The sequence below is a fragment of the Sulfitobacter sp. genome (assembly GCF_041552635.1).
Lineage (GTDB): Bacteria > Pseudomonadota > Alphaproteobacteria > Rhodobacterales > Rhodobacteraceae > Sulfitobacter.
Genome location: NZ_JBFEKM010000137.1, coordinates 1 through 11,133 on the forward strand (window position 1 = coordinate 1; position 11,133 = coordinate 11,133).

11 protein-coding genes and 1 pseudogene are annotated in these 11,133 nt (G+C 58.3%); 8 read left to right on the forward strand and 4 right to left on the reverse strand.

Annotated elements, in window-relative coordinates:
* Positions 1-64: 64 nt before the first annotated feature.
* Positions 65-451 (reverse strand): annotated as a pseudogene (locus tag ABYT07_RS15160) (integrase core domain-containing protein); the annotation flags it as partial.
* Positions 452-600: 149 nt separating this feature from the next.
* On the opposite strand from ABYT07_RS15160, the gene dusA reads away from it, so the two are divergent.
* From dusA to ABYT07_RS15180, 4 genes are all read left to right on the forward strand, one after another.
* A complete protein-coding gene (gene dusA, locus ABYT07_RS15165) occupies positions 601-1,608 on the forward strand; it encodes a tRNA dihydrouridine(20/20a) synthase DusA (RefSeq protein ID WP_372992890.1) in 1,008 nt (335 codons plus the stop codon).
* 31 nt (positions 1,609-1,639) lie between these two features.
* Positions 1,640-2,461 carry a sulfite exporter TauE/SafE family protein gene (locus tag ABYT07_RS15170; protein WP_372992881.1) on the forward strand — a complete coding sequence of 274 codons (822 nt, stop codon included), beginning with the start codon at positions 1,640-1,642 and terminating at the stop codon, positions 2,459-2,461.
* A complete protein-coding gene (locus ABYT07_RS15175; protein WP_372992882.1) occupies positions 2,458-3,216 on the forward strand; it encodes a hypothetical protein in 759 nt (252 codons plus the stop codon). The genes ABYT07_RS15170 and ABYT07_RS15175 overlap by 4 nt, the downstream gene beginning before the upstream one ends.
* Before the next feature lie 179 nt (positions 3,217-3,395).
* On the forward strand, positions 3,396-3,608 hold the full coding sequence (locus tag ABYT07_RS15180; RefSeq protein ID WP_372992883.1) for a hypothetical protein: 213 nt from the start codon (positions 3,396-3,398) through the stop codon (positions 3,606-3,608).
* Here the strand turns inward: ABYT07_RS15180 and ABYT07_RS15185 are convergent.
* The 3 genes from ABYT07_RS15185 to ccmI are packed head-to-tail and all read right to left on the reverse strand — an operon-like array spanning position 3,605 to position 5,549.
* Entirely contained in the window at positions 3,605-3,844 is a 240-nt protein-coding gene (locus ABYT07_RS15185) for a DUF1289 domain-containing protein (RefSeq protein WP_372992884.1), read from the reverse strand. The two genes, ABYT07_RS15180 and ABYT07_RS15185, sit on opposite strands and share 4 nt — an antisense overlap.
* Positions 3,841-4,326, reverse strand: coding sequence for a Holliday junction resolvase RuvX (gene ruvX / locus ABYT07_RS15190; RefSeq protein WP_372992885.1), 486 nt, complete (start codon positions 4,324-4,326; stop codon positions 3,841-3,843). Before ruvX ends, ABYT07_RS15185 begins: the two co-directional genes overlap by 4 nt.
* Positions 4,323-5,549 (reverse strand): c-type cytochrome biogenesis protein CcmI, encoded by a 1,227-nt coding sequence (ccmI, locus tag ABYT07_RS15195; protein WP_372992891.1) that lies wholly within the window; start codon positions 5,547-5,549, stop codon positions 4,323-4,325. Before ccmI ends, ruvX begins: the two co-directional genes overlap by 4 nt.
* 222 nt (positions 5,550-5,771) lie before the next feature.
* Here ccmI and ABYT07_RS15200 point away from each other — a divergent pair, with 222 nt between their 5' ends.
* From ABYT07_RS15200 to ABYT07_RS15215, 4 genes are all read left to right on the forward strand, one after another.
* A complete protein-coding gene (locus tag ABYT07_RS15200) occupies positions 5,772-7,016 on the forward strand; it encodes a sarcosine oxidase subunit beta family protein (RefSeq protein ID WP_372992886.1) in 1,245 nt (414 codons plus the stop codon).
* Between the two features lie 307 nt (positions 7,017-7,323).
* Complete coding sequence (locus tag ABYT07_RS15205) at positions 7,324-7,569, forward strand: hypothetical protein (RefSeq protein ID WP_372992887.1); 246 nt, start codon at positions 7,324-7,326, stop codon at positions 7,567-7,569.
* A gap of 93 nt (positions 7,570-7,662) precedes the next feature.
* Positions 7,663-7,992, forward strand: a complete 330-nt coding sequence (locus tag ABYT07_RS15210; RefSeq protein ID WP_372992888.1) for a sarcosine oxidase subunit delta — start codon at positions 7,663-7,665, stop codon at positions 7,990-7,992.
* A gap of 75 nt (positions 7,993-8,067) precedes the next feature.
* Positions 8,068-11,085 carry a sarcosine oxidase subunit alpha family protein gene (locus ABYT07_RS15215; RefSeq protein ID WP_372992889.1) on the forward strand — a complete coding sequence of 1,006 codons (3,018 nt, stop codon included), beginning with the start codon at positions 8,068-8,070 and terminating at the stop codon, positions 11,083-11,085.
* Positions 11,086-11,133: the final 48 nt, after the last annotated feature.

An 11,133-nucleotide genomic window follows, 5' to 3' on the forward strand; every position in this document is an offset into this window, starting at 1 on the left:
CCACGTTGTTGGCCCCTAGATACTTGCGCCGCCCCGAGTTTACCGGAGGGTGATCTGTTCAACGTCAGGCTACTTTATCGAGTGTGTTTAGGTTTGCATAGAATGCGTCCGCTGCTTCTGCGGGTGTGATGTATCCGATGAGCCCGAATAGCTGGCGGTTGTTATACCAATCGACCCATTTCAGCGTTTCCCATTCGACTTCGCGCATCGATTTCCACGGACCGATCTGGTTGATGACCTCGGCTTTAAACAGGCCAATGACGCATTCAGCGAGAGCATTGTCATAGGAAACGCCGACTGTTCCAACCGATGGGTCAATACCGACTTCGACAAGGCGCTCGGTATACTTGATCGAGAGATATTGCGATCCACGGTCTGAGTAGTGAACCAAGGCATTGTTATCAGGTGTTTTTCTTTGTCAGATTGCTTGATCCAAAGCGTCGAGAACGAACTGCGTCGCCATTGATGTCGATATCTGAACAACATTTTTGGTCAAAATGAACAACACTCATTGTTCAGACAGCAAAAAACAGGCAAAAACAAGCAGAAACGTGCAAGAATTTGAAATGCGAAGCGGAACTGGTTTTGAATAAAAGGTCAATTAAATCAGATATTTGCAAGTCTTCAAGGTTGTCCGTTGCACCCATGATGGATTGGACCGACCGTCACTGCCGCTATCTGCATCGGCTGATGTCCAAGCAGACGCTGCTTTATACCGAAATGGTGACGTCCCCGGCGCTTGTGCGCGGGGGCGCGCTGCATTTGCTGGATCATTCCCCGTTAGAACACCCTGTGGCGTTGCAGCTTGGCGGTTCTGATCCGGCTGAACTGGCCGAAGCGGCGCGGTTGGGGGCGCAGGCAGGATATGACGAGATTAACCTGAATGTGGGCTGCCCGTCGGATCGTGTGCAGTCGGGCAGTTTCGGCGCAATCTTGATGGAGCAACCGGCCTTGGTCGCGCAATGTGTCGCGGCGATGCGCCGCTCGGTTGACGTCGAAGTCACCGTTAAATGCCGCATCGGGGTGGATGATCAGGATCCTGAAATTATCTTGCCGGAATTTCTGGCCCATATCGTGGGGTCAGGTTGTGAACGGGTGACGATCCATGCCCGCAAGGCGTGGCTCAAGGGGTTAAGCCCCAAGGAAAACCGTGATATCCCGCCGCTGGATTATGATCTTGTCCACCGCATGAAGGGGCTGTTTTCGAACCTGCATATCTCGGTGAACGGCGGGATCACCAGCCTTGATCAGGCAGAACATTTTCTGGACATGGGTCTGGACGGGGTGATGATCGGGCGCAGTGCCTACCATAGCCCCGCGGATATCCTGTGTCAGGCCGACCGGCGCATCTATGGCAAGGGCAATGACACCACCGCCGAGGCCGCCGTGCAGCAGATGTTGCCCTATATTGATGCGCATATCGACGGCGGCGGGCGGCTGAACCAGATCACCCGGCATATGATGGGCTTGTTTGCCGGCCGCCCGGGCGCGCGCATCTGGCGCCGGCACCTGTCCGAGAACGCATCCGGCCCCGCAGCAGACCGCCAGGTCTTGCTGGATGCGCTGGATGCAATGCAAACACTGGCAGCGGCGCAAGAACAGGTGTAGCAACACGCCAACCCCAGCAAGGAGCCCCTAAATGCCCGACACCACGTTACTTATTGAAATGACCGTGCTGATCATGGTCATCGGAGCCTTTGCGGGCGTGTTGGCCGGATTGTTGGGCGTAGGGGGCGGCATCGTTCTGGTGCCAGCGTTTTTCTATGCTTTCCAGACGCTGGGGTATGACGGGCCGCAGCTGATGCAGATGTGTCTGGCGACCTCGCTGGCGACGATCATTGTGACCTCGATCCGGTCGGTGCACAGCCACAACAAAAAGGGTGCCGTCGACTGGGCGATCCTGCGGACATGGGCACCGGGCATCGTGATCGGTGCGGTGATCGGGATGTTGGTTGTGGCCCAGTTGCGCACCAGCGTCTTGCAGGGCATTTTCGGAGCATTGGCATTGGTTGTCGGGCTTTATATGGCGTTCGGGCGCGCCGACTGGCGCTTGGGGCAAGCGATGCCCACGGGTGCTGCACGCGCGGCGTTGTCGCCTTCGGTGGGTTTTTTATCGGTGCTGATGGGCATTGGCGGCGGTAGCTTTGGTGTGCCATTGATGAGCCTGTTTAACGTGGTGATCCACCGCGCGGTGGCCACGGCTGCGGGATTCGGGGTGTTGATTGCAGTGCCTGCGGTCATCGGGTTTCTGATGGTTGATGCGGCACCCAACAGCCCGCCCTACACCATCGGCGCGGTCAACCTGCCAACCTTTGCAATCGTGATCGCCATGACGCTGATCACCGCACCGCTTGGCGTCAAGCTGGCCCATGCGATGGACCCCAAACCTCTCAAGCGAATCTTTGCGGTATTTCTGGTTTTCGTGGCGCTGAACATGATCCGCAAATCGCTGGGCTATTGAACAGCCTGCACAAAGACGGGTTTGTTGTTTTTGATGCGACAGACCAAGCCGCCGACTGGGCGTCGGCGGCACATCAGCAGGCGTTATTGATTTCTGCCGATCCGGCGATCAGGGCCCAAAACCTGCGCCATGGGAATACGTGGTTCGTGGGTGTTGATGCGCTGCCCAATGACCCAGATGGCAGCATCGGGGGCGTCCCACTTGCGGGGCCATGGCAGGATTATGTTACGGTGCCAGCAGCGTATCACCGGGCGCAGCTTTCGATCGTGTATCCCGGCTATCCGCTGCAAGACGGCTCTGAGAGTGATGGGGCCCACAGGTTTCGCCGCAACCGCTTTGCCGCCCATGTTGATGGCCTTTTGCCACGCGGACCGCAAAAACGGCGGTTTTTGGAAGAATGGCACGGGTTTATCTTGGGGCTGCCGCTGAATGAGACAGAGGCAGCACCGCTGATGGTATGGCCCGAAAGCCATCTTTATATGGGGGCGGCGTTGCGCGATGCGGTGGGGCAGCAAGACCCGATTGATGTTGATTTGACCGACGCCTATCAGGCGGCCCGTCGCGATGTCTTTGACAAGATTACCCCGGTGCGTATTGTGGCACGGCCCGGTCAGTCGATGTTGTTGCACCGGCACCTGCTGCACGGGGTGGCCCCGTTTGACGCAGGTCACAATGCCCCTGCCGAGGGGCGTATGATCGCCTATCTGCGTCCCATGATGGCGGCGGGGCCCAAAGCATGGCTCGCTGCCGACTGATGGCGAAGTAATCTTTGTGGAAACAATCCTCAAAGATTATTTCGCATTTGGGCAGAAACTTCACGCTATTGCCGTAATCTCGCCTTAACTTCAAAGTTAGTTAACTATGTCGGGATCCTATTAACCGGCATAGGCTCGATCAGCGAATCAAAAGGGCCAAAGACATGAGGGACGATAAAATGGCTAATCAAACGGACAACCGGACAAACGTGGTGATTGCATTTGTACCAGCCGCGCGGGACACCGGATACTGGACGGCGCAACGCGCATTTGGCAATTTGGCCGCCGAAGCTGCGGTAAATTCCGATTACGCGCCAGCGTTTTCAGAAGGGGCCCAGACCAGCGATCATCTGCTTGATTTTCTGTACGGATTGACCCGCCAGGCGCGTTAATCCTGCCGTCTAGCCAATTTAGCAGCACGACCACCCCGACGTTTCCCGAACGCCCCCGCCCGCGAGGGGAGTTCTGCCATGACGGCACGACGCGCTTCTGGCGTCATGCGCGACCAGCCGCCGATTTCGTCGATCGACCGCAAACACCCCGTACATAGCCGCGATTCCGGATGGACGACGCATAGTTTGATGCAGGGGCTCTCAACCTCGTTGCGCTTCCAGATCTCGTCGCTCATGCCAATCCGCCTTTTGCCCGCAAGACCACCAAGCGGTCCAGTACCCCTTGCAGGATATAGCTTGCCGCCACGTGGTCGATCACCTCGGCGCGACGTTTGCGAGATGTATCCGCCTCGAGCAGGGCTTTTTCTGCTGCGACCGTACTGAGCCGCTCATCCCAAAAGCCGATGGGGATGTTGGCCAGCTTTTCGAAATTGCGCGCAAACGCCCGCGTCGATTGGCAACGCGGTCCTTCGGACCCATCCATATTGCGTGGCAAACCCAGGATCAGGCCACCAATGCGCCGGTTTTCTATGATTTCGATCAACCGCGCTGCATCAAGGCCAAATTTCTTGCGGCGCACCGTCTCAAGCGGGGTGGCCACTGACAAAAAGCTGTCCGTGACCGCGACGCCAATGGTTTTTTCGCCCAGATCAAGCCCGATCAGGGCTTGCATCGGGGGCAGGGCTGCGGCGAAATCTGTGATGTCGTCATAGATCATTGGGCAAGGCTCGCACGTTCGCCAGCGCGAAAGATCTCGTCCAATGCACTGGGATCGCCTGCAAAAACCTCAAGGGCATTGTCATATATCGCCTGCGCGCGGTCGGTCTGGCCCAGCACGCCAAGCGACGAAATCAAACGCGACCAATCTTCTACCGGGCCGCCTTGGGTGGCAAGGCGTTCGGACAGACCGTCGACCATCGACCCGATCATCTCCATCCGCTGGGCGGGTGTCATGTCTTGGGCTGCCTCGATATCATCGGCCGATGGGCCGCGCAGCGCGCCAACGCCAATTTCGGGGACTGTGTAGTCCACGCCGGCCATTTCGGCGATGGGTTCGATCTGCGCCAAAATCGGCTCGATCCATGGTGCGTCTTCGGGGCCGCGGCGCAACAATCCATCCCACATTTTGAACGCCTGATCAGGCCGCCCCGTCTGGACCAACATCAGGCCCCAGTAATACCGCGCCGTGCCGTTTTCCACATCGCGTGCAAGCACTGCGCGCAAGACGGCTTCGGCTTCGGGGGACACATAACCGCCTGCGGCCAACACCAGCAATTCTGCATAGCCAGCCACATCTTCAACCGATGCTTCGGCCCCTTTGATCCGCACCACGGCAGATTGCGCTGTTGCAGCGGCCACAAAATTGCCGACGCGCGCCTCGTTTTGGGCAAGCAACGTTTGGCCTTGTATGTCGTCAGGACGTTTGGCGACGGTTTCGCGCAGCTGCTTCAAAAGCGCCGCATATTCCGGGCTTAGATCGGCCAAGCCGGGCGTGGGGGGCAGACCCGCCTGTGCGGCGGCTTGTGTGGGGCGGTTCTCGCGCAGTTCCTGTGCGAAAGCGATCCGGTCTTTCAGCGCCAGATCGCCATATCCCGGTGCGCCCAACTGCAGATACAGCGCCAAGCTCCCGCCGATCATCGCAAGGGCAATAACCCCCATCACCAGTTTCGAGGGCCCTGCGCCGGGTTGAACAGCATCGGCGCGGGACGTGTCGGCAGCCAGAATGCGGCGGGAAATCTCGGTGCGTACGCGGGCGGCATCGGCTTCGGACAAGACCTCGCGGGCCACTTCACGTTCAACTTCGGCCAGTTGGTCACGGTAGACTTGCAAGTCGTGTTCGGTGCGCGCGGGCACTGGGGCTTGTGCGCCCCGCCACAACGCACGCAGCAGCACCAAACTTACAAGCGCGGCACCGGCCGCAGCGATCAACCAAAAGATCATCGGATAAAACGTCCATTCATTGTTGCGGGTGCACATGTAGCCTTTGTTCGGCTGTGACAAAAGGGGCCATCTTGTTGCAGCCGTGCGGCTATTTTGCACGATTGCGGTTGATGTCGTAAAACTGATAAAGAATGCCGCGGGGGGTATCCTCTTTTTTGCCCGCTCACCCAGAAAGAACCAAACGCGCTGTCTTGCGCGAATCCAATGCCGGGGACCGCTTCAATGAAGAAATATTCTGCCTTTGCCATCGCCCGCGAAGCTTTGCGTCACCATACCGGCTGGACGCGGGCCTGGCGCGACGCGCAACCCAAGAAACGCTATGATGTGATTATCATCGGGGCAGGGGGGCACGGGCTGGCGACGGCCTATTACCTTGGCAAGAACTTTGGCATCACCAATGTTGCGATCTTGGAAAAAGGATGGCTGGGCGGCGGCAACACCGGGCGGAACACGACGATTATCCGGTCCAATTATCTGCAAGACCCGTCCGCCGCGATTTATGAAAAGTCGCGCTCCCTGTACGAGACGATGTCGCAGGACCTTAACTATAACGTCATGTTTTCGCCGCGTGGCGTGATCATGCTGGCGCAGACCCATCACGAGGTGCGCGGCTATCAGCGCACGGCCCACGCCAATGCGTTGCAAGGCGTGACAACCGAATTCATCAGCCCCGAAAAGGTCAAGGAACTGGTGCCGATCATCAACCTTGCTGGTCCCCGCTATCCGGTTCTGGGCGGTCTTTGGCAGGCGCGTGGCGGTACGGCGCGCCATGATGCGGTGGCGTGGGGCTATGCGCGGGCCTGTTCCGACATGGGCATGGACGTCATCCAGAAATGCGAAGTCACCGGTATCCGGTCCGAGGGGGGCAAGGTCACCGGTGTATCCACCAACCGCGGCGATATTGATTGCGACAAGCTGGGCATGGTGGTCGCGGGCCATTCGGGTCATCTGGCCGATATGGCGGGGTTCCGTCTGCCGATTGAATCCGTCGCCTTGCAGGCGCTGGTGTCTGAACCCATCAAACCCTGCATGGATGTGGTCGTGATGGCCAACACCGTGCACGGCTATATGTCCCAGTCCGACAAGGGCGAAATGGTCATCGGCGGCGGCACCGACGGCTACAACAACTACACCCAACGCGGGTCGTTCCACCATATCGAAGAAACGGTCCGCGCCTTGGTCGAGACCTTCCCGATGGTGTCACGCTTGAAAATGCTGCGCCAGTGGGGCGGTATTGTGGACGTGACGGGCGACCGCTCTCCGATCCTGAGTAAAACGCCTGTTGATGGCGTGTTTATCAACTGCGGCTGGGGCACCGGTGGTTTCAAGGCGATCCCGGGCTCTGGCTGGGCGATGGCTGAACTGATCGCCAAGGGCCGCTCGCCCCTCACGGACGCATTCGGGCTGAACCGCTTTCAAGAAGGTCGTTTCATCGACGAAAGCGTGGCGGCAGGGGTGGCGCACTAATGCTCACTCAAGCTTTATCCGGCCCCGTTCAGGAGGTCGCTTGCGGCACCCCGCGGGTACGTGGTGACAGCGACGTGCGTTTCATTGGCGGTGTGATGTCCTGCCGCATCCGCGCCGACAAGGCGACCGACCATAGAACTGCTCAGGCAGGAAGCAAAATGCTGGCCACGCGGCGTAGTCACGGTGCTTTGGTGGGTGACGCTGAAGAATACTTGTCGCGGCGCGCAGTTTTTTCGAAGGGCGGCTGGAACGTTTTGGATGCTCACGATGTTGTGTCTTCATATAGAGTATATGAAGGATCAGTAAAATGGCTACGCCAGACAACCAACAAACGCCTAACACAACAATCAACAAAACCAGTGGCACTGGGACAGGCATCGTCATCGGCGTGCTGGTCGTTATTGTCATCGGTTTCGGCTTCTTCTTCTTTTCAAACGGCAACCCGATGGACGACTCTAACGACGTCAATGTCACCATCGAAGGTGCTGGGGATGCTGTCCAAGGTGCTGCAGAAGCCGTTGAAGGCGCTGCGGAATCTGCCACAGGCAACTAAGCCCTCTACCCGGAATAATCTGACGATCAAAGCCGATCCCTTTTTAGGGGTCGGCTTTTTTGCGTCTCGTGCAAGCCTCGCAAGGAGCGTTTCATGCTAGTCCTCACCTGTCCTAATTGCGGTATTACCGCCGAAGAAACCGAATTTCATGCAGGCGGCGAGGCACATTTGACGCGCTTTGGGCCGGGGGCCTCGGATGACGATTTTGAACAATACCTGTTCATGCGTGAAAACCCCAAGGGCGTGCATTTCGAACGCTGGCGGCATGTCTATGGCTGCGGCAAGTGGTTTCATGCCGCCCGTGATACCATGACCCTCGAGATCTTTGGCACTTACACAGCGCAAACCAGCACGGTGCCCCAAGATATCATCGACAAGATAACCCACCGCCGTCCCGACTGGCAAAAACCGGATGCCCGATAATGCCGCTGCTTCATTTTGCCAAAAAAACTCCCGCCGGAGGCACCTGCGCCCCCGCAAACACCAAGGTTTGATCTCATGAGCACCAGAATTGCCACAGGCGGCCGCCTGCTCAACAAATCCACGCCGGTGAATTTCTCGTTCAACGGTAAACAATTGCGCGGGTTTCAGGGCGACACGCTGGCCTCGGCCTTGCTGGCCAATGACCAGATGCTGGTGGGCCGGTCGTTCAAATACCACCGCCCGCGCGGGATCGTCGCCGCTGGCCCGGAAGAGCCTAACGCGCTGATGAACCTTGGCCGCGACGGCCAGTTCGAGCCGAACCAACGCGCCACCACGACCGAGCTTTTCGATGGTCTGGATGCCGCCAGCCAGAACCATTGGCCCAGCCTTGAATTCGACGTGGGTGCCATCAACAAATACCTCAGCCGGTTTTTGCCTGCCGGGTTCTACTACAAGATGTTCATTCATCCGCGGCCGTTCTGGAAGCACGTGTATGAACCGATCATCCGCCACTCCGCGGGATTGGGCAAAGCACCGAAAGACAAAGACGTCGATACCTACGAACATTTCCATGCGTTTTGCGATGTTCTGGTGATCGGTGGCGGCGTTGCGGGCCTTGAGGCGGCGCGCACCGCAGCCCTGTCCGGGGCCAAGGTGATTTTGCTGGAACAGACGTCCCATTGGGGTGGGCGTGCGCCGGTGGATGGCGGCACAGTCGATGGCGCTTCGGTTGACGATTACATCGCCGCCCTCATTGCCGAACTGTCTGCGATGGAAAACGTCCAGATGCGCACCCGCACCATGGGGGCAGGGGTCTATGACCACGGCTATGTGCTGGGCTATGAGCGTCTCAAGGATCACGCGCCCGAAATCAAAGGCCCCCGCCACCGTCTGTGGCGTATCCGGGCGGGTCACATCATCACCGCGACGGGCGCGATTGAACGGCCCTTGTCCTTTGCCGGCAATGACATTCCCGGCGTGATGCTGGCAGCGTCCGTGCGGGATTATCTGGTGAATTTCGGCGTCTGTGTCGGGGACCGCACCGTCGTGGTGACCAACAATGACGATGCGTACCGCACCGCGATTGCCTTGGTCGAGGCGGGTTTGTCTGTGCCTGCCATCCTTGATGCCCGCGTCTTGCCCGAGGATTCAGCACTGATGGCCCGTGCCAAGGCCCTTGGTATTCGTGTGATGATGGGCCACGCTGTGTCCAGCGTCAAAGGCGGCAAACGTGTGACAGCCGTTGATGTGTGCAGCCAAGCGGGCGAAGGGGCCGTGCTGGAAACGATCCAATGCGAAGCCGTTGCCATGTCGGGCGGCTGGTCACCGGTCGTGCATCTGTGGTCCCATTGCGGTGGTAAGCTGACTTGGGATGCAAAACTGGCCAGTTTCCGCCCCGACGTCGATAATCCGCCCCTTGGTTCGGATGGCCATGGATTTGTTACTGCTGCAGGTGCTGCGGCGGGATATTTCGGCCTTGATGATATTTTGCATGATGCGCATGCGGCGGCGGACGGGGTTGTCACGACGCTGGGCTTTGGGTTGCCCGGTGATGCCGCGTCGCCAAATGCCGACCGCCAAGAGGAATCCCCCTTGGCCCCGGTCTGGATGATGCCCCACGGGGCCAACGTAAAGTTGCGCGAAAAAACGTGGCTCGATTACCAGAACGACGTCAAAGTATCCGACGTGCGTCTTGCTGCTCAAGAAGGCTTTGTGAGCGTTGAACATACCAAACGCTATACCACGCTTGGCATGGCAACGGATCAGGGAAAGCTTAGCAATATCAATGGTCTTGCGACCCTTGCAGGGGCCTTGAACGCAGATATACCCACCGTTGGCACCACAACCTTCCGTCCGCCGTACCACCCGATTTCAATGGGTGCGATTGGCGGCGAAGCACGCGGAGAGGTCTTCCAACCGCTGCGCCGCACGCCAATGCACGACTGGCATGATGCCAATGGGGCCGAATGGGAACCTGTCGGCCATTGGCGCAGACCCTATTCCTATAACCGCCCCGGCGAGACAACCCATGACGCGGTGATGCGCGAGGTCACCAACACGCGGACCAACATGGGCCTGCTGGATGCATCGACCCTTGGCAAGATCATCGTCAAAGGGCCGGATGCGGGCAAATTTCTGGACATGCTCTACACCAACATGATGAGCAGCCTGAAACCGGGCAAGTGTCGCTATGGCCTGATGTGTTCGGAAAACGGGTTCCTGATTGATGACGGCGTGGTTGCGCGCGTCGATGATGACACCTTCCTGTGCCACACGACCACGGGCGGCGCGGACCGTATTCACCAACACATGGAAGAATGGCTGCAGACCGAGTGGTGGGATTTCAACGTCTATGTTGCCAATGTCACCGAACAATATGCGCAGATCGCCGTCGTTGGCCCCAATGCGCGTAAGTGCTTGGAAAAGCTGGGCGGAATGGATGTCAGCAAAGAAGCATTGGCCTTTATGGAATGGGTCGATGGCGAACTTGGTGGCTTCAAATGCCGGATCTACCGCATCTCTTTCTCGGGCGAGCTGAGCTATGAGATCGCTGTGGATGCGGGCGTCGGCCAGGCCTTCTGGGATGCGCTGATGGTGGCGGGGAATGATCTGGGTGTGATGCCTTATGGCACTGAATGTCTGCACATCTTGCGCGCCGAAAAAGGGTTCATCATGATCGGGGACGAAACCGACGGTACCGTGATACCGCAGGATCTGGGGCTGAACTGGGCGATATCGAAAAAGAAGGAAGACTACCTTGGCAAGCGCGCGCAAGAGCGCAGCCATATGGTCGACCCGACCCGCTGGAAACTTGTTGGGCTTGAGACAACCGATGGCAGCACATTGCCGGATGGTGCCTATGCCGTGGGCGAGGGCGTAAACGAGAACAACCAGCGCAACATGATCGGACGCGTTACCTCGACCTACCATTCGCCGACTTTGGGCAAAGGCATCGCCATGGGACTGGTCCTCAACGGTCCTGACCGCATGGGCGAGGTGCTGGAATTCCCCGGCACCGATGGCAAAACCTATAATGCGAAAATCGTCGATCCGGTGTTTTACGATAAAGAAGGGGAGAAGCAGAATGTCTGAGCCCATCAGCGCCCTGAACGGGGCAGTCTATAAAGAAGGCATCGCTGA

Coding starts and splice junctions, on each gene's coding strand:
- ABYT07_RS15205 (WP_372992887.1), top strand. CDS start 7,324: ATGGCTACGCCAGACAACCAACAAACGCCTAACACAACAATCAACAAA.
- ABYT07_RS15180 (WP_372992883.1), top strand. CDS start 3,396: ATGGCTAATCAAACGGACAACCGGACAAACGTGGTGATTGCATTTGTA.
- ABYT07_RS15200 (WP_372992886.1), top strand. CDS start 5,772: ATGAAGAAATATTCTGCCTTTGCCATCGCCCGCGAAGCTTTGCGTCAC.
- ruvX (WP_372992885.1), bottom strand. CDS start 4,326: ATGATCTATGACGACATCACAGATTTCGCCGCAGCCCTGCCCCCGATG.
- ABYT07_RS15215 (WP_372992889.1), top strand. CDS start 8,068: ATGAGCACCAGAATTGCCACAGGCGGCCGCCTGCTCAACAAATCCACG.
- ccmI (WP_372992891.1), bottom strand. CDS start 5,549: ATGATCTTTTGGTTGATCGCTGCGGCCGGTGCCGCGCTTGTAAGTTTG.
- ABYT07_RS15170 (WP_372992881.1), top strand. CDS start 1,640: ATGCCCGACACCACGTTACTTATTGAAATGACCGTGCTGATCATGGTC.
- ABYT07_RS15185 (WP_372992884.1), bottom strand. CDS start 3,844: ATGAGCGACGAGATCTGGAAGCGCAACGAGGTTGAGAGCCCCTGCATC.
- ABYT07_RS15210 (WP_372992888.1), top strand. CDS start 7,663: ATGCTAGTCCTCACCTGTCCTAATTGCGGTATTACCGCCGAAGAAACC.